Origin of the sequence: Pseudofrankia sp. DC12 (assembly GCF_000966285.1) — a bacterium.
Lineage (GTDB): Bacteria > Actinomycetota > Actinomycetes > Frankiales > Frankiaceae > Pseudofrankia.
The window spans coordinates 4,532,664-4,551,204 of the sequence record NZ_KQ031391.1; the positions used below are offsets into that span (position 1 = coordinate 4,532,664).

General features: G+C 75.5%; 12 protein-coding genes. 7 read left to right on the forward strand and 5 right to left on the reverse strand.

Annotated elements, in window-relative coordinates; translation table 11 throughout:
* Positions 1 to 23 precede the first annotated feature (23 nt).
* The 3 genes from FRADC12_RS18220 to FRADC12_RS18230 form a co-directional block, all read right to left on the reverse strand.
* On the reverse strand, positions 24 to 1,376 hold the full coding sequence (locus FRADC12_RS18220; RefSeq protein WP_045879798.1) for a coenzyme F420-0:L-glutamate ligase: 1,353 nt from the start codon (positions 1,374 to 1,376) through the stop codon (positions 24 to 26).
* Between the two features lie 52 nt (positions 1,377 to 1,428).
* Entirely contained in the window at positions 1,429 to 2,388 is a 960-nt protein-coding gene (gene cofD, locus FRADC12_RS18225) for a 2-phospho-L-lactate transferase (protein ID WP_045877556.1), read from the reverse strand.
* Between the two features lie 756 nt (positions 2,389 to 3,144).
* Complete coding sequence (locus tag FRADC12_RS18230) at positions 3,145 to 3,681, reverse strand: TetR/AcrR family transcriptional regulator (protein WP_045877557.1); 537 nt, start codon at positions 3,679 to 3,681, stop codon at positions 3,145 to 3,147.
* 769 nt (positions 3,682 to 4,450) lie between these two features.
* On the opposite strand from FRADC12_RS18230, the gene FRADC12_RS18235 reads away from it, so the two are divergent.
* The 5 genes from FRADC12_RS18235 to FRADC12_RS18255 all read left to right on the forward strand — a co-directional run bounded on the left by FRADC12_RS18235 (position 4,451) and on the right by FRADC12_RS18255 (position 14,125).
* Complete coding sequence (locus tag FRADC12_RS18235) at positions 4,451 to 4,738, forward strand: hypothetical protein (protein ID WP_198152957.1); 288 nt, start codon at positions 4,451 to 4,453, stop codon at positions 4,736 to 4,738.
* A 227-nt stretch (positions 4,739 to 4,965) separates the two neighbouring features.
* Positions 4,966 to 7,707: a bifunctional FO biosynthesis protein CofGH gene (locus FRADC12_RS18240; RefSeq protein WP_045877558.1), complete on the forward strand. Its 2,742-nt coding sequence runs from the start codon at positions 4,966 to 4,968 to the stop codon at positions 7,705 to 7,707.
* Between the two features lie 989 nt (positions 7,708 to 8,696).
* On the forward strand, positions 8,697 to 8,963 hold the full coding sequence (locus FRADC12_RS32410) for a WhiB family transcriptional regulator (RefSeq protein WP_198153144.1): 267 nt from the start codon (positions 8,697 to 8,699) through the stop codon (positions 8,961 to 8,963).
* Positions 8,964 to 9,098: 135 nt separating this feature from the next.
* The gene (locus tag FRADC12_RS18250) at positions 9,099 to 12,260 is read left to right on the forward strand and encodes a glycosyltransferase family 2 protein (protein WP_045877559.1); all 3,162 of its coding nucleotides are present in this window, start codon (positions 9,099 to 9,101) and stop codon (positions 12,258 to 12,260) included.
* 47 nt (positions 12,261 to 12,307) lie between these two features.
* Entirely contained in the window at positions 12,308 to 14,125 is a 1,818-nt protein-coding gene (locus tag FRADC12_RS18255; RefSeq protein WP_232303876.1) for a DUF5719 family protein, read from the forward strand.
* A gap of 8 nt (positions 14,126 to 14,133) precedes the next feature.
* On the opposite strand, the gene manA is transcribed toward FRADC12_RS18255, so the two are convergent.
* A complete protein-coding gene (gene manA / locus FRADC12_RS18260; RefSeq protein WP_045877561.1) occupies positions 14,134 to 15,519 on the reverse strand; it encodes a mannose-6-phosphate isomerase, class I in 1,386 nt (461 codons plus the stop codon).
* 92 nt (positions 15,520 to 15,611) lie between these two features.
* Positions 15,612 to 16,004, reverse strand: a complete 393-nt coding sequence (locus tag FRADC12_RS18265) for a metallopeptidase family protein (protein ID WP_045879801.1) — start codon at positions 16,002 to 16,004, stop codon at positions 15,612 to 15,614.
* 519 nt (positions 16,005 to 16,523) lie between these two features.
* Here FRADC12_RS18265 and FRADC12_RS18270 point away from each other — a divergent pair.
* Positions 16,524 to 16,946 carry a DUF3499 domain-containing protein gene (locus FRADC12_RS18270; protein ID WP_045877562.1) on the forward strand — a complete coding sequence of 141 codons (423 nt, stop codon included), beginning with the start codon at positions 16,524 to 16,526 and terminating at the stop codon, positions 16,944 to 16,946.
* Positions 16,947 to 17,176: 230 nt separating this feature from the next.
* The gene (locus tag FRADC12_RS18275; protein WP_045877563.1) at positions 17,177 to 18,535 is read left to right on the forward strand and encodes a phosphomannomutase/phosphoglucomutase; all 1,359 of its coding nucleotides are present in this window, start codon (positions 17,177 to 17,179) and stop codon (positions 18,533 to 18,535) included.
* Positions 18,536 to 18,541 lie beyond the last annotated feature (6 nt).

Consider the following 18,541-nt stretch of genomic DNA (forward strand, 5'->3'; position numbering starts at 1 on the left):
GTCCGTCCCTGACCTTCGTCCGCTCAGCGGTGGAGGATGAACGCGCCGGGATCGCGCGGCGGCCGGAGCGGTGCCGGGGCGGCCGGGTGGCCCACCGCGACGGCACCCAGCGGCGCCCAGCCGGCCGGCAGGTCCAGGGCCTCGCGCACGACGTCGGCGCAGAACAGCGTGCTCGACACCCAGGCCGAGCTGAGGCCCTCGGTGGCCAACGCCACCAGGAAGTTCTGCACGCCGGCGCCGCCCGCGACGGTGAACATCCGCTCCTCGGCGCCGGCCCGGCGCGCGTCCGGGTAGGCGTGCGCGCCGTCGTCGGTGACCAGCGGCACGACCAGCACCGGGGCATTCGCGAGCACCTCGCCGCGGCGCAGCCGTCGGGCGATCGCGTCCTCGGGGAAGCCGTCGCTGCGCAGGTCCCGGGTCCAGGCGGCGGTCATCGCGGCCAGCAGTTCGGCGCGCCGCTCGTCGACGACGACGAACCGCCACGGGGTCGTGTGGTGCGGCGCGGGCGCGGTCACCGCCGCGGCTACCGCGCGCTCGATCGCCGCAGGGTCGACGGCGGCGTCGCTGAACGCCCGGACCGTGCGCCGCTCGGTGAGCGCGGCCCGACGGGCCTCCAGGGTGCCGAGGCGGAACATGTCCTCGGCCGGCGGGCGGACCACCGAGCGCACCCCGCGCCCGTCGTCCGCCACCACCGCGAACCCGCGGATGAGGGCCACCGGGGTTGCGGTGAGCTTGCCCTTCACCAGCTCGGCCGCGGCCGCCAGCTGGTCCGCCTCGGCGACCTCGGTCATTCCCAGCTCGTTGCCGTAGCCGTCGACGTCGCCGATGTGGCTGCGCAGCGCGGCCATCCCGGCCAGGCCGATCGCCTGGTCGACGACGCCGCGCCGCCAGGGCCGGCCAGCGGTGTCGGACACGACCACCGCGACGTCGACGCCGCCACAGTGCTGGGCGAGCCCGGCGCGCAGCCGGCGGGCCGACTCGTCGGAATCCACCGGCAGCAGCGCCAGGCTGTCCTTGGCGATGTTCGACGCGTCCACGCCGGCCGCCGCGAGCACGAAGCCGTGGCGGGTCTCGACGATCCGGGTCGGGCCACGGCTGGCGACGTCGCGGACGGTCTCGGCCTCGATCGCGGCGAGCCGGGCGGTCTCCCGGTCGCCGGCGACGCGCACGATCCGCCCCTCGGCCTTGGAGACGATCTTCGAGGTCACGACCAGCACGTCACCGTCCCGCGGCGCCAGGCCCGCGGCCGCCAACGCGGTGGCGATCGCCGCGGCCAGGTCGTCGCCGGGCCGGATCTCACCGAGACCGGGCACCGGGTGGATCTGGAGGCCGGCACGGACCGGGTCGACCGCTCCGGCCCGGTCCGTGCCGGCCACCTGGCCGCCAGCCCGGCCGGGCTCGCCCGCGCGCGGGCTGGTCGCCGTCGGCTCAGACACCGGACAGCTCCAGGGCGGCGCGGACGATCGCCACGGTCGCGTCGAGGTCGGTCATCAGCAGCGGGCGGGCGACGACTCGTGCCCCCGGCACCGTGACGCCCTCGTCGACGGTGTCGACCAGCCAGCCGTCCAGCAGGCCCCTCTGCACGCCAGCCGCCGCTCGGGACCCGTAGTGCCGCCCGACCGCCTCGGCGGACGTCTCGACGCCGATCGCCTGCAGACACGCATCGGCCATGCCACGCACCGGGCTGCCCCCGATGATCGGCGAGACGCCGACGACCGGGGCGCTCGTGTCGCGGACGGCGTCCCGGATGCCCGGCACCGCGAGGATCGAGCCGACCGAGACGACCGGGTTCGACGGCGGCAGCAGCACCACGTCCGCCTCGGCGATCGCGTCGACCACTCCGGGCGCGGGCTTGGCGTCCGCCGCGCCGACCGAGACGATCGCCTCCGCCGCCACCGCGGCGCGCAGCCGCAGCCACCACTCCTGGAAGTGGATCGCGCGCCTGCCCTGCTCGTCGGTGATGACGACGTGGGTCTCGACCCGGTCGTCGCTCATCGGCAGCAGCCGGACGCCGGGCCGCCAGCGCTGGCAGAGCGCCGCGGTCACCTCGGAGAGGGGATAGCCGGCCGCGAGCATCTGGGTGCGGACCAGGTGGGTCGCCAGGTCCCGGTCGCCGAGGCCGAACCAGTCCGGGCCGACCCCGTACTCCTTGAGCTCGGCGGCCACCGTGAACGTCTCGTCCTCGCGGCCCCAGCCCCGTTCGGCGGAGATCCCGCCGCCCAGGGTGTACATGACCGTGTCGAGGTCTGGGCTGATGTTGAGCCGGTGCAGGACGATGTCGTCACCGGTGTTGCCGATCACGGTCACGTCTGCCTCCGGCAGGGCAGCCTTCACCCCACGCAGAAACCGCGCGCCGCCAATACCCCCAGCCAGGGCCGTCACCTTCACAGTCCTGAGGTTATTGCGCCAAGCCGACAACGGGTCGGGCCTGGCATCGTGGCGACCACGGTCCGGGAGAGCGTCTCGCCGCGGCCTCGCGTCCGGCCCTTGATCGCCGTTCTGGCCTTCGGGTGGTCGTGGTCGGGGCTTTCTGACAACCGCCGGGATCCTGCTGGCTAATCGCACGCAACTGCGATTCGGCCAGGCCGGGCCGGCGACCAGGGGGGGCGAGCGGTCGCTCCTGCGTCCGTTATGGGGCGTATGTCTGGGCGCCTGTTCTAGATCACTGAGGCTCTCCCGAATAGGCCAGCAGGGTCCGCCGGGACCTTGCTGGCCAATTACACGCAGCTACGGTTCGAGACTGAGCCGAGTCGATGATCGGGAGGTCGGTGCACGTCGTTTAGTCCGTTATGCGGCTTGTGGCCGATCGCTGCTTCTGGATCAGCTAGACCTTGTTGAAGAGGCCAGCAGGATCCGCCTGAGGGCCAAAACAGCGATCAAGGGCGTGGTGCGGCGGAGCCGGCCGGACGCGGCCACGGCAACCCTCGCGCACGCACGCACCCAAGCTCCCCGGGAGCGAAATGCAACCCAGGACCCGACCCTGGATAGCGCGCACCTCCGCACTCGTCCTCAACCCAGAACCACCTAGGCGAGGGCGCTCAGCGCCCGTGGCAGGCAGATCCGGGGTTCCTGCCGGATCGGCGAAGCCGATCTGGGAGGTCTGCAGAGGCGCGAAGCACCGTCTCTGGCCGATGCCGCCGGTGCCTAGGCGGCGAGGGCGGCCAGGAGGTAGCGGACGAGGGTGCTGGTGGGGCGGGTGGGCGCTGGGTTGGCCAGGCCGCCCTCGATGGTGGCGACGACCGCCTCGGCGGCGACCTCGCGGTCCGGCTCGGGGACCAGGTCGGTGACCGCGGCGAGCGCGAGGCCGTGCAGCCATTCGTGCAGCCGCGCGTGGTAGGCCATCACCGGCGGCGCGTGCGGAGCCCGCTCCGCGACGCAGGGATGCAGGGTGCGGCGGCGCTCGACCGAGTCGAGGGCGGCGAACAGCCGGTCCGCCGGCTCACCGGCCAAGCCGCCGATCCGGTCGACCTCGCCGTCCAGCAGCCGGTTGAGCACGGCGGCGAACGCGTGGTCCTTGGTCCGGAAGTACCAGTACACCGAACCTGGCTCGATGCCGGCCGCGCGGGCGATCTCGGCCACGGACGTCCCGGCGAAGCCGTGGGCGAGGAACTGCTCCTCGGCGACGGCGAGCAGGGCGTCCACCCGCTCCTCGCGGGGAACCTCCTGGCGGTTGCGCGGCACCTGATCAGCGTAGCGAGACCGGTCCCGAGGAGTTGTGTTTCACGGCACTTCCTCGAGGCGACCGGACGCTGCGGCCACTTCGAGGGCCGTCGGGCACTGCGGTGCCCGACGTCGTGGCCTCAACACCGTTCCCCCTGCGCAACTAGTGATCATCAGGGGCTGTCCCCGCCGATCGGGCCCATGATCGCGGACTGTGCAGGGAAAGTGGGCGCTCGATACCCTAATTTGCGCCTTTTGTCGCTGCGCAACCGGTGATCATGGTCAGCCAGCCGCCTGGCAATGGCTGAAGATCTCCGTCTGCGTCGCCGAATCGGCGTGGCGCGCGCCAGCCGGGGGCGACGGGTCGGCTATTTGGTGGATCTTGCCGTCCGCCGTCGCCGTGACCCGGCCGGATCTTGACCGCCGGGGCTGAGACGGCGTTCCTCGGCCCGGTCGAGGTGGCGCTCCGACTCTGGCCGGCCAGGACGATCATGACGGTCGCTTCCGCCTGCGCTCGGTGGCCACTCCCGCCGCCGGGAGCCCGCGTTGCCGCAGCTGTGAGTTATCGGACATGAGTGACGAGTAGTGATAGATCGGGTCGCGTGGGGGCAGGACTGTCCGTGGGCGGATCGCCGCGGTATAGCTAGCGCAATTCTCTTGATTTCGCCCCGAGAGACCAGCGACAGTGGAATCCGAGTTGTTCGACCGTCGCCTAGTGGTCCCGCCGGCGCCGATCATGACTCTCCCTCGCGCCGACCGGGGAGCCACCGGGTTCGTGGGAGGGAAAGTCATGCCCGAGATCAGAAAGTCGTCAACTGCCGGTTCCAGCGGGCGGCCGAGGCGAACCGACGTCCGGTCCGCCTCACTCAACCGGGCGCTGGCCGGCGCCAGGGCTCCGCAGGTCGCCGCCGCGCAACGCGTCCAGCTGCATCGTGACGTGTCCGTCGCGGGTCGGCGCCGGGCCGCCATGAGCGCTCTGGTGGCCGCCCGGCGCCGGACCAACTTCCTGCTGGGCACCCTCGACGGCCTGCGACGCGGGGCCGGCGGGCGCCGCGTACCAGGCGAGTCGACGGGATAGGCCGGCCCACGTCGCGGCCCGTCGCCAGCCCCGGCGCACCGGTGTGCCGGGGCTGGCGACGGAAGGGCACGAGGCTGGCGGGAAGTGCGGGCGCGGTGCCGGAGTTCCGACGGTGGGGCTGTTCTCTGGCGCGGGCGCCCGCGCCTGATGCACAGTCCAGACCGTTCCCCGTCGGAACGGCGGCCGCCGGTCCGACGCGGTCCAGCCGAACCGCGTGGCCTTACCGAATGCAGGTGGACGCCTTGACCAGCTCCGGCACCGAGCCTCGCCCCGACGGGCCGTCGCCCAGCGCGTTGCGCCGGGCGCTGCGCCGGGCCAGGGATGGGGCGACGCTGGACGTCGCCGAGGCGGCCGTACTGCTGGCGGCCCGCGGCGATGACCTGCGCGACCTGTCCGCGTCGGCGGCTCGGGTGCGGGACGCCGGTCTGGTGTCGGGCGGGCGGGCTGGCGTCGTCACCTACTCGCCGAAGGTGTTCATCCCGCTGACCCGGCTGTGTCGGGACCGCTGCCACTACTGCACCTTCGCGACCGTCCCGCACCGGCTGCCCGCGGCCTACCTGGAGATCGACGAGGTCCTCGAGATCGCGCGCGCCGGTGCGGCGGCGGGCTGCGCCGAGGCCCTGTTCACCCTCGGTGACCGGCCGGAGGACCGGTGGCCGGCGGCGCGGGAGTGGCTGGACGCGCACGGCTACGACTCGACGCTGGGCTACCTGCGCGCCGCGGCGATCGCGGTGCTGGAGGAGACCGGCCTGCTGCCGCACCTGAACCCGGGGGTGCTGAGCTGGGCCGAGCTCGCCCGGCTCAAGGCGGTCGCCCCGTCGATGGGGATGATGCTGGAGACCACGGGCCGGCGGCTGTTCACCGAGCCAGGCGGGGCGCACTACGGCTCCCCGGACAAGGACCCCGACGTCCGGCTGCGCATGCTGGAGGACGCCGGGCGTCTCAACATCCCGTTCACCACAGGCCTTCTGCTGGGCATTGGCGAGAACCGGCAGGAGCGGGCTGAGACGATCTTCGAGCTGCGCCGGATCTCGAAGGCGTACGGGTCGATCCAGGAAGTGATCGTCCAGAACTTCCGGGCCAAGGACGACACCGCGATGCGCGGCGAGCCGGACGTCGGCGCCGAGGAACTGGCCGCCGCCGTCGCCGTCACCCGGCTGGTGCTGGGGCCGACGGCGCGGGTGCAGGCCCCGCCGAACATGGTCGACCGGGACGAGTGCGCGCTGCTGATCGCCGCCGGCATCGACGACTGGGGCGGCGTCTCGCCGGTCACCCCCGACCACGTGAACCCGGAGCGGCCCTGGCCGGCGCTGGACGTGCTGGGCGAGGCGACGGCCGCGGCGGGCTTCGAGCTGCGGCCTAGGCTGACCGTCTACCCGCCGTACCGGACCGAGCCCTGGCTGGACCCCCGGCTGGCGGCGCACGTGGGTGCCCTGGCCGGCCCGGACGGGCTGCTGCGGCCGGGGGCTGTGCCGGTCGGTCTGCCCTGGCAGGAACCCGATGGCGGCTTCACCGACAGCACCGGGCGCACCGACCTGCACACCGCGATCGACACCGACGGCCGCAACACCGCGGCGCGGGTCGACTTCGACACCGTCTACGGCGACTGGGCCGAGCTGCGCGCCCAGGTGAGCGCCGCCGGGACCGGCGCGGACGGCGTCATCGGCACCGGCTCCCGCGCCGCCGCCGTCGGGGGTGCCATCGCTGGAGACGCGGACGTCGCGGCGGTCCCCGGCGCCTTCGGGGCTCCGGTCGGGACTGGGGATCGAGTCGGCGCCGGGTCGCCGGCCGGCCCGGCGACCCGGCGCGGAGGCGACCCCGAGGTGCTGGCCGCGCTGCGGCACGCGGCCGAAGAGCCGGCCGGGCTCTCCGATGCCGAGGCGCTCGCGCTGTTCGGCGCGACCGGTCCGGAACTGGAGGCGCTGTGCCGCCTCGCCGACGACCTGCGCCGCGACGCCGTCGGCGACGATGTCACGTACGTGGTCAACCGCAACATCAACTTCACCAACGTCTGTTACACCGGCTGCCGGTTCTGCGCGTTCGCCCAGCGGCGCGGAGACGCCGACGCCTACACGCTGTCGTTCGGCGAAGTCGGCTCCCGATCCACCGAGGCGTGGGAGATCGGTGCCACCGAGGTGTGCGTGCAGGGCGGTATCCACCCGGACCTGCCGGGCACGGCCTACTTCGACCTGGCCCGCGAGATCAAGAAGGCCGCGCCGGACCTCCACCTGCACGCGTTCTCGCCGATGGAGGTCATGAACGGCGTCAGCCGCACCGGGCTGTCCGTCGCCGACTGGCTGACGGCCGCGAAGGAGGCCGGCGTCGACACGGTCCCGGGCACCGCCGCGGAGATCCTCGACGACGAGGTGCGCTGGGTGCTCACCAAGGGCAAGCTGCCGGCCGCCGCGTGGGTCGAGGTCATCACGACCGCTCATCGGGTTGGCCTGCGCTCATCGGCGACGATGATGTACGGCCACGTCGACACCCCGGCGCACTGGCTGGCCCACCTGCGGCTGCTGCGGTCGATCCAGGAGGACACCGGCGGCTTCACCGAGTTCGTCGCGCTGCCGTTCGTGCACCACAGCGCGCCGATCTACCTGGCCGGCGTGGCCCGCCCCGGCCCCACCGTCCAGGAGAACCGAGCGGTGCACGCGATGGCGCGCATCCTTCTGCACGGCGCGATCTCGAACATCCAGTGCTCGTGGGTGAAGCTCGGCACCGAGGGCTGCCGCGCCGTGCTCGCTGGCGGCGTCAACGACATCGGCGGCACGCTGATGGAGGAGACCATCAGCCGGATGGCCGGCTCCCAGCACGGCTCCCGCCGCTCGATCGAGGAGCTGGAGGACGTGGCCACCCGCGCCGGCCGCCCAGCCCGCCAACGCACCACCACCTACGGGGAAGTCCCCCAGGAGCGCTTCGACGCCGCGAGAGTCACCCCCAACCGCACCGCGCTCCCGCTCATCTTCTGACCGGCCCTGAGGACCGGGCCGCCGGCCACGGGAGGCCGCCGTAGGCCCACTGGAGTCACTACATCCCGTAACTGGCTGTGGATGGCGCCGGAGCGTTGCAAGGTGGTCCGGGAGGGTACGCGGCCGTTGTCCCTTGTCGGACACGGCGCGATTCCGCAGGGTGTGCGCCGGACTGCGTCGCGTCTCGACGTGGTCGCCGCGGTGTGGTCTCCACAGCCGCGTGTAACGGGTGGCTCCTGGGAGCGGACCCTCCGTCACGGCGCCCGGTGACTGTGAGCTATGGTCATGTCGCTGGTTGTAGAAGATGTTGCGCCGGTAGGGTTGACGTGGGCCGTCTTCGGCACGTGTAATTACCGGCGTGTCATTCCCCCCGCCGGGGGGGAGACTTCTGGTAATGCGACCCCCCGGTGTGGACACCAGTTACCTGCGCGCCGGCGCCCGGGGGGTGACCGACCGCACCGCGACGGGTCTGGAGGGGTCCTTTGATGGAGCACACCGACGCGGGCGTCCGAACGCCGCCAGTGGGCCTACGGACGCGCGAGGAGGAGCACGACCGCACGACCGTGGGCCTCCCGGCCACGGCGCTGGGCTCGCGTCCTGGCGTCCTGGGAAGGACGCGCCCGCCCGCACCCCGTACGCCCGTGGACGCGCACGCGGCCGCGGAGCTGCGGGTGCCGACCCCCACGTCCTACGCCGGGCGGGCCACGTCCGACGCAGGCTACGACCTCGCCCGCCCCGCGCCCAGCACCGCGCAGCCGATCGCCTACGCCACCACCCGTCGTGACGAGGCCGTCGCCGTGCTTGCGGAGTCCGAAGCGAGGGCCGAGGAGGCGACGGCGCAGGACGTGACGGCCGAGGAAGGCGAGCTCGACACCGACGACGACAGCGCGGACGACGTCGACGACGAGGTCGAGGGCGACGACCTCGACGCGGAGCTTCCCGGGGCCGGCCAGCCCGGCGGCGTCCCGGCTTGCGGCGCGAACCGGCCGATGCTGGCCGAGGTGATCGACATCGGGCTGGGTGACCTGCTCGGTGAGGTCATGGAGTGGCAGGAGCGCGCACTGTGCGCGCAGACCGACCCGGAGGCCTTCTTCCCGGAGAAGGGCGGCTCGACCCGGGAGGCCAAGCGCATCTGCTCGGGCTGCGAGGTCCGCACCGAGTGCCTCGAGTACGCGCTCGCCAACGACGAGCGGTTCGGCATCTGGGGCGGCATGTCCGAACGCGAACGGCGCAAGCAGCGCCGCCGGGCCGGATAGCCCGGCCGCGGGCACCCGGTGGAGACCGCGGTGGGCCAGCTGGGCCCAGCCGATCCTCCGCCGGGCGCGGGCGCCGGGGGCGATTCGTCACCCTCGCGGCAAACAGCCGATCCGACCGGCTTGCGCGGCGGGGACGTGGGAGCGTCCCTGGAGCCGCCTGCGGCCCGGGTCGTCGCCGTGGTCACGTCCGCCGTGACCGGCCCTGGGCCCGGCCGCTCGGCCTGGGTTCCGGCCCAGCGGCCGCCGTCCGCCGGCGGCCAGGCCGTTGATCTTCCGGTCGCCGTCGTGGGGCAGCGCCACCCGCTCGAACGGGTCGTGGTGGTCCCTGTGGCCGGGCCGTCGCCGGCCGCCGCGATCGTCCAGGCGCTGCGGTCGCAGACGCTGCCGGACAGGGGGTTCGTCTGGCTGCTCGACGAGTCCAGCCGGCCCGCGCCGGACGCGCTCGACCGCCTGCTGGCCTGTGCCGCGCTCGATCCGGGCGCCGCCGTTCTGGGTCCGACCGGCGTCACCGTCGACCGCTCCGGGCGCCGCCGCTCAGCTCCGGGCGAGCCGCTGGCGGTCCGTGACGTGCTGGCCGTCAACCGGGTCGGTGCCCTGGTGCGGGCCTCGGCCTGGCGCCTGCTGGACGGCCCGAACCCGTTGGCCGGCCGGGCCGACGACCTCGACCTGTGCTGGCGGGCCTGGCGCGCGGGGCTACGCGTCGTCGCCGTTCCGTCCGCGCGGATGCTACCGGCCCAGGTGGGCGAGCCCGACGCCGGAACTGCCGGCCGGGTCGCGCGGACCGACGCCCTTCGTGTCCGGGTCGCGCAGTCCGGCTTCTGGGACACGCCGGCCGTCGTCGGCAGCGTTGTGCTGGCCGGGCTGGCCCGCACCGCGCTGGCATTGGGCCGCGGCCGGCTCCGCGCCGCCGCCGTCGAGGCGTTGGTGCTGGCCGGCGCGCTCGCGGATCCGGCCCGGCTGTGGGGGCTGCGGCGGCGCTCGGCACCGCTGCGGCGGGTGCCGGCCCGCGCGCTGCGCGGGCTGCTGCCCCGCCTCGCCCGACCCGGGCTCGCCCCGCGTCCGGCCCGCGCTGCCGCGCCGGCCACGGACCGAGCCCGCCATGCGTTCCCATCGGTCCAGCCGCCGGTGCTGCTCGCGGTGCTGTTGACGGCGGCGGGCTGTGTCCTGACCGACCTGGGGCGTGACGGCGGGCGTCCGGCGCCGTTGCCGCGGGCAGCGGCCCAGCTGTGGTCGGCCGTCTGGTCCGGCTGGCTCGGGCCGGCTGGCGGGCTGCTCGGCGGTCCCGGGCCGGCGCCACCGTGGGCCCCGATGCTCGCGCTGATGTCGTCCGCGCTGGGTGGGCGTCCCGAGCTCGCCGCCCGGGTGCTGGTCGCCGCGACAACGGTCTTGGCCGGGCTCGTCGCCTGTCGCGCGGCCCAGACGCTCGGCGGGCTCGCGGCCCGTCCCTGGGCCCGGGCCGGGCTTGCCGCCTGCTATGCCCTGGCGCCCCCGGTCACCGCGGCCGCCCGGGCCGGAAGCCTGGCCGCCGTCGGCGCGTGCGTCGCGGCCCCGGTCCTGCTCGCCGCCGCCGTCCGGGCGCTGGCCCCGGCCGAGTCCCGGCTGGGGCTGCCGGTTTCAGCTGGGACCGAGCCTGGCCCGGCGGGGACCGGATGGCGGAGTTGGTGGGCGTTGGCCGGGGCACTGCTGCTCGGGGACGCGTGCACGCCCGGGCTGCTGCCGGTGGCCGCCGTCGGGCTGGTCGCCGCTGTGATCGCGGTCCGTCGCCGCGCCGAGCCCGCCGGACCTTGGCGAGACCGGTCCTCGACCGGCGAGCCGGGCCGCCCCAGGCTCGGGACGCGGGGGCTCATGGGCCGGGTCGGCGTCGTACTGCTGGTCGGATGCGCACCGCTGCTGCCAGCTCTGGCGACGGCCGCGCGTGGCGGACCGCTGGGAGTGCTCTCGGTCCTCCTCGACGAGCCGAGCCGGGCCGGAGTCGATGCGCCCGCTGTGGGGGTCTTCGCGGCTGTCTGCGCGTTCGCGGCGGCGCTCGGCGGACGGGCCGTGCGGGCTGGTGTCGTTGTCTGCTGGCTGGTGGCGGCCGCCGGCTGGGTCACCGGCCAGGACGCGCTCGCCGCCGCCGGGATGCTCGCCGGGGTCGGCCTTGCCTGGTCCGCCCGCCTGGACAGGGCACGCCCCCGCCCGGCTCCCGGCCCGCGGGGCCGCCGGGCGTGGCCGCGCGGGGCCGTGGCCCTGTTGCTTTCCACGGTGCTCGCCGCGGGCCCCATCCTGCTCTTCGTCCGGGCGTCGGGCTGGCTCGGCCGCACCCCCGAACCGGTGAGCTGGGGCGGCTCGGACGGCCTCGGTGCCCCGACCTCCGGCGGGGCGGCCGGCGACGGGTCCACCGCCGCGGCCGATCCGTCCGCTGCGGCCCGCACCCTCGTACTGCGTCCGTCGGCCGGTGGGGTGACCTACACGCTGACCTCCGGGCCGGGGCCGACGCTGATCGACAGCGCCGGCGACCCGTCCCGGCCGGCGCGTGCGTTCCTCGCCTCGGTCGTGGCCGACCTCTCCGTCGGGGGCGGCTGGGCCGCCTCGGCGCTGCCGGCGCTCGGCGTCGACGAGATCTGGCTCCCGACCGGCACCGGGGCCGACCAGCCACCGGCGAACGGGGCCACGGCCGGCGCCGCCCCGCGGGACGCTGCCGGGTTCGCCCAGGAGGTCGGCGGAAGGACGACGTTCACAGCGGGCGGGCTCGTCGCTGCTCTGGACGCGACCGACGGGCTGGAACGCGACCAGCCGAGGCCAGATGGCTACTACTGGCGTCTCGGCCCGATGGCCGGTCCGGTGGCCGAACTGCGGCTGCTCGCGCCCGGTCCAGCGGCGGGAGCGGAGGTCGTCGCCGGCCGGGAGGCCCGGGCGGGCACCGCGCGAACCGCCGTCGCCCATCGCGCGGCGACAGGCCCCGGCACGGCCCTCGCCGGGCTCACCCGGGCGCCAGACGGGATGTCGGTGGACGCGCGGGTGCCACGCGGCCCGGCCGGCCGCCTGCTGGTGCTCGCCGAGCCGGCCGACCCCGGCTGGCGAGCGACCCTGGCCGGGCGCGGGCTCGTCCCGGTGACCGCCTGGGGCTGGGCACAGGCGTTCGTCGTGCCAGCCGGGTCGGCAGGTGAGGTGCGGGTCCGCTACGACCACACCGAGCACCGGGCGTGGGTGCTCGCCGAGGCGGCCGTCGCCGCCGCGTTCCTCCTTTCGGCGCCGGTCCTCGCCCTGGCGGGCCGCGGTCGCCGGGAGGCCACCGGACCCGGAGCGGCTCGATGAGGCCGGCCCGCGGCTCGGCCCGGGGATGGGGAGTGATATCCGGCGGTATGGGCGTCGCCGTCGTGGGTACGGCGGCGATCGCGGCCGCCGCGGTGCTGATACCAGGAGGGCGCCCGAACCCGGTGCCGGCAGGGCAGCCGGTTACCGCGCAGACGGCCTATCGGACCGGGCTCCCGCCGACCAGCCGCGCCCTGGTCTGTCCGGACCTCGGCGCCGCCGGCCGGGTGCCGAGCAGCGTCGACCTGGCTCGCCTCGGTACCGCCGGCCGAGTGACCGCGTCGCTCGTCGGGGCCGGGCCTGACGGCGGCCAGGCCGCTGGCGGGGGTGCAGACCAGTCCAGGGACGACGCGGCATGGCGGCCCCCGGCCGGGTCCCTGCTCGGGCCGGACGAGACCCGCGGTGCGCTGGCGGTCCCGGGCAGGCAGGAGCCGCCGCTTCCGCGCCCGGCCGAGCCCGACCTTTCGACGCTGGCGGGGCTGCCGGCCGACCAGCTCAGCGAGCTGGCGGCCCTCAAGGCGCGGTCCGACCAGTCCGCTCTCGAAGCCCTGGCGGCGCTGTCGCCGGCCGACCGGGCCGGGCTCGCCGCACGCGTCGCACCGACCGACCTCTCGTCGCTGGCGGGGCTCTCGGCGGCGGACCGGGCCGGGCTGAGCCGGCTCGCGGTGTCCGCTGGACGGCCGGTGGTCGTGCGGGGGAGCGCCGTCACGCAGCTGTCGGCGACGGTGACCGCGCCCGGTGGGGGCGCCGGCCCGGTGCGAGCGGCCTGCGCCCCCACTGACGGCACGGCCTGGTTCGCCGGCCCGGCGACCGGGGCGGGCCACGACCCGCTGCTGTTCGCGACCAACCTGGGTTCCGAGCCGGCTCGGATCACCGTTCGGGTGTACACGCCCGGCCAGGCGCCGGCCGCGACCGAGGTCGCGGTCGCGCCTGGAGCGACCGTGAGCAAGCGGATCGCGGCCGTCGCGCCGGAGGCTGCGGCCACCGTCGTCGGGGTCGAGACTCGGGCCGGCCGCGTCCGGTCCTGGCTCGTCGACCGGCCCAGCGGCGCCGCGGCCTGGGATCTGGCCCCCGTGCCGGCCACGGCGGCGCCGGGCGCGCGCGCACTGCTCGGCCCCGTCGTCGCGCCGCCCGGAGCCGGCGGGGCGACGACGGAGCTGGTCGTGGCCGCGCCGGGGGCCGACGCCCGGGTGCGGGTGCGGGTGGTGACGACCAGCGGCCGCCCCGCCAGCCCGGCCGGGCTGGAGGACGTCGCGGTTCCCGGGGGCGAGGCGGTGGCGATCGCGGTGACGCTTCCCCGGGGCGAGGCGGCGGCCCTGCTCGTCGACGCGCTCGGCCCGGCGCCGGTCGTCGCGGGCCTCGGTCTCGCGTCGGGCGTCTCGGACACGTCCGCACCGGCGGCCGGCGCTCCCGCCGGCGGCTACCCCACCTGGGCAGCCGGCACGCCGCTGCTGGCGGCAGCGCCGGCCGCCGGCGGACCGGGCCGCGCGGCGGACCACCCGCCGGTGCCCTACGTCGGCGTGCCACCCGTCCCGGCCGGCGGCGCGGGCGCGCTGCTGCTGGCCGCGCCGGCGGGCGCGGCGACGATCCGGGTCGACGGCTACACCGTCACCGTTCCGGCCGGGCGCGCGGTCAGCATTCCGCTGCCGGCCCGTTACGCTGGTGGCAGCCTGGCCGTCCTCGCCGGCCCGGTCGGCGTCACCGAGCTGCTGGGAGCGGCCGGCCAGCCCACGGTGGCGCCTGACCCGAAGGCGGACCCGGCGGCGCTCGGCAACCCGACACCGACGACCGTCAGCTCGGTGCTCCCGCTGGCGCCGGCCGACCCGACCGGTCCGGCCGTCCTGGTCGAGGACCCCGCCGCCGGGTAGCGGCCGAGCTAGGCGGGGGCGCCGGGGCGGGCGGCGAAGACGCGGCCGGCCCCGCGCAGCGTGACGGTCGCCGGGCCGGTGAGCACCGCGGCCTGACCGCGGGCCAGCCGCAGCGAGGAGCCGGAGGTAGCCGTCTCGGCCGGTGGGCCGTCGTCCTGCCCGGCCTCGGCCCGATCAGGGCTGGCGTGACCGGCGTCTGGCTGGGAAGCGGCCTCGGCGGTGGGGCCCGAGCCGGCGGTGGCCACCTGGACGTCGACGGTGCCGTCGACCGCCAGCAGGACGGCCGGGCGGTTCAGGGTGACCTCGCCGCCGGCGCAGATCGCCTCGGCGAGCACGAAGTCGTCGACCGGGACAGGCCAGTACCGCACCAGCCCGCCGGCGCCGGCCCGCAGCGTGCTCGCCCGCAGCACTGGTGCGTCCGACGGGGCCGGGTCGACCAGCCGCAGCAGTTCGTCGACGTCGATGTGCTTGGGGGTCAGGCCACCGCGCAGCACGTTGTCCGACGTCGCCATGATCTCTATGCCGACGCCGTGCACGTAGGCGTGCAGCAGCCGCGCGGGCTGGAACAGCGCCTCGCCGGGGCTGAGCGTGACGTCGTTGAGCAGCAGCGCCGCGGCGATGCCGACGTCGCCGGGATGGGCCGCGGCGAGCCGGCCGACCAGGTCGGCCGCCCGGGCCAGGTCGGCGGCACCGGACCGGCTGGCACCGGACGGAGCCGGCGAACCGGCCGCGACCGTGGCCGCCGTCCGGGTGAGGCCGCCGGCCAGCGCCCGGCCGCGTTCGCGCGGCAGCGTCAGCAGGGTGCGCAGGACCGTGGCGGCGCCGCCGTCCGGGTCCGCGGCCAGTGGGCGGAATGCGGCGGACAGATCGGCGACGCCGAACGCCTCGATGACCGCGAGCGTGCGAGCCGGCTCCCGGACGCCGGCCAGCGCCCGGAACGGGGTGAGCGCGACGATCAGCTCGGGCTTGTGGTTCGGGTCGCGGTAGCGGCGCTCGGGCGCGCTGAGCGGCACACCGGCCCGCTCCTCCGCGTCGAAGCCGGCCCGGGCCTGGGCCCGGTCGGGGTGTACCTGCAGCGAAAGCGCCTTCTCGGCGGCCAGCACCTTCAGCAGGAAGGGCAGTTCGCCGACCAGCTCGGCGGCCGGGCGGCGGCGGCCGGCGTCGTCGCAGTCAGACGGGGCGACCGGGTGGGTGCCCAGCCACAGCTCGGCGGCGGGCTCACCGGTCGGCGCCTCGCCGAGCAGGTCGTAGATCGCGTCAGGCGAGCCCCAGGCGTAGTGCTGGACCTGGCCGAACAGCGGCAGCACCCGGGGGCTCAGGACGGCGGCGGCCGGGGGCACCGCCGCGGCGGGCCGGGGCACCGGAGCACCGGCGATCTGGGTGTCCGCGCTCATGGTGTCGCGCTCATGGTGTCGCTCTCCAGCTGGCCGGGGCTTCGCCGATCGTCCACAGAGTACGGGCCGGGCCCACCACACCCGCGGGCCGACTACTCCTCGTCGCCCCAGCCGTGGCCCTCGGGGTCGATGACCGCCGGGTCGACCCCGAGCATGTCGGCGACCTCGTGAATGATCGCGTCGAGGACGAGCTCGGCGAGGTCCTCGGTGTCGACGGCGCGGGCCTCCAGCGGGCGCCGGTAGACGACGATGCGCCTGGGCGTCGCGGACCGGCCCCGGCCGGTGGCGGGCTGGTACAGCGCCAGCGGGACGACGTCGTCCGAGACGCCGACCGGTGGCACGTCCTCCACCGCGAACTCGACGCCGGCCAGCTGGTCCGACCAGCGCAGGTCGAGGTGCTCGACGGCGTCCAGGACGAGGTCGTCGAAGCGCTCGCCGCGGGTCGAGTACGCCGGGACATCCGGCGGGAAGAGGGTTCCGCGCATTCCACGGCCGCGGCGGTCCCGCCTGCGGCGCGGCGGGATCGGCCGCCGGGTGGCCGTCGGTAGCCGTACGGGCGCCGGCCGCTCGGGCGCGGCGGTCTGGGCGGAGCCAGCCGCTGGAACTGAGCCCGTCGCCGACTCCGGGCCCGCCGCGGGTTCCGCGCCGGCCGCGGGTTCCGCGCCCGCCGCCGGATCCGCGCCGGCCGCAGGTTCTGAGCCGGCCGCAGGTTCTGAGCCCGCTTCAGGCTCGGAGGCCGCGGTTTCGTCCACCACCGGGCCAGCGTAGCCGCCCGCGCCACGGCTCGGCGGCGACCCGCGTGGCACGGACCGGGCCGGCCGGGCCGGAGGCGGCGCCGAGGAGCGCGGCCGGTCGCGGCGCGGGCGTGCGAGAAGGCTGAAATCCGCGCAATTGGAAGCGCACGGTGATTGGATGAGGCAGTTTACGTCACGATGGTGGCTTGTCCGGCGCGACACGGCGGGCGGTGGTGGCCGCCGCCCGTTCCGGGGTCTACCGTCCGGAACGTGAAGCCCCGGCGCTGCTCCCGCTCGGCCTGTTCCGCGGTCGCGGTCGCCACGCTCACCTATGCCTACGCGGAGTCCACCGCGGTGCTCGGGCCGCTGTCGCCGTACGTCGAGCCTCACTCGTACGACCTGTGCGGCCCGCACGCCGACCGGCTGACCGTCCCGCGCGGCTGGGCGGTCGTGCGCCTCGACCCGGAGCCCCCGCGCAACCCGGCCACCGACGACCTGGAGGCACTGGCCGACGTCGTCCGGGAGGTCGCGCGGCCCGCGCCGCTGCCCGGTGACGCGCCCGGCTACGGGCCGGCCCAGGGCTACGGTCCCGTCCCGGGCCACGGCCCGGTCGCCGGCGCCGGCCAGGAGCCGCCGCGCGACGATCCCGGCGGCGGGCGCCGGGGCCACCTGCGCGCCGTCCCCACGTCCTGACCCCCGGGTCCTGACCTCCGGCGGTCGAGCGGCCGAGGTGTGGCTGCCCGACAGGCCCTCGGAGATCCTCCCGCCCGGGGTGATGGATAGGGTCACTGCGACGCCGAGCCCGCGCGACACGCACTGACACGTCGGCTGGCGGGCGTCGACCGGATCTGCGTCCATGGGACTGTGGAGACGAGCCGGGCGGCGACAGCCGCCGACGAGACGGGTGCGGAAGGTGGAGGGCAATGGGGCTTGACCTCGCCCGGATCTTCAAGGCGTATGACGTGCGCGGGGTCGTGCCGTCCGAGTTCGACGCCGACATCGCCCGCGCCACCGGCGCGGCGTTCGTCCGGCTGCTCGAAGCCAAGGAGATCGTGATCGCGCACGACATGCGCGAGTCGTCTGGTCCGCTGTCGGCGGCATTCGCGCAGGGCGCCACGAGCCAGGGCGCCGACGTCGTGCTCGCCGGGCTCGGCTCGACGGACCTGCTGTACTTCGCCGCCGGCTCGCTGAACCTGCCGGGCGCGATGTTCACCGCGTCGCACAACCCGGCCAAGTACAACGGCATCAAGATGTGCCGCGCCGGGGCCGCGCCGATCGGGCAGGAGACCGGCCTGGCCGAGATCCGCGACATGGTCGCGACCGGCGTCCCCGCGTACACCGGCACGCCCGGCTCGGTCCGCGAGGTGGACCTGCTCGAGGCCTACGTCGCCCACCTGCGCACCCTGGTCGACCTGTCCGGAAACCGGCCGCTGAAGGTCGTGGTCGACGCGGGCAACGGCATGGGCGGCTACACCGTGCCGGCCGCCTTCGCCGGCCTGCCGCTCGACGTCGTGCCGCTCTACTTCGAGCTGGACGGCAGCTTCCCGAACCACGAGGCGAACCCGATCGAGCCGGAGAACCTGCGCGACCTGCAGAAGGCCGTCCGGGACAACGGCGCCGACATCGGCCTCGCCTTCGACGGCGACGCCGACCGCTGCTTCGTCGTCGACGAGCGTGGCGAGCTGGTCACGCCGTCCACGATCACCGCGCTGGTCGCGGAGCGGGAGCTCGCCCGCGAGCCGGGCGGCACCATCATCCACAACGTGATCGTCAGCAAGGCGGTCCCGGAGCTGGTTCGCAAGCTCGGCGCGGTCCCGGTGCGCACCCGGGTCGGGCACTCGTTCATCAAGGGCGAGATGGCCCGGACGGGCGCCATCTTCGGCGGCGAGCACTCCGGCCACTTCTACTTCCGCGACTTCTGGCGGGCCGACTCGGGGATGCTCGCGGCCCTGCACGTGCTCGCCGCGCTCGGCGGCCAGAGCGGCCCGCTCTCGACGCTGCTCGACGGCTACGCCCCGTACGCCGTGTCCGGGGAGATCAACTCCGAGGTCGCCGACGCGGCCGCGTCGATGAAGGCCATCGAGGGCGAGTACGCAGGCCGGGCCACCGAGATCGACCACCTGGACGGCCTGACCATCTCGCTCGCGGACGGGTCCTGGTTCAACCTGCGGCCGTCCAACACCGAACCGCTGCTGCGCCTCAACGTCGAGGCGGGGGATGATGACACGATGAGCCGGCTGCGGGACGAGGTCCTGGCCAGCATCCGCGGTGGAAGGAACTGAACCGGA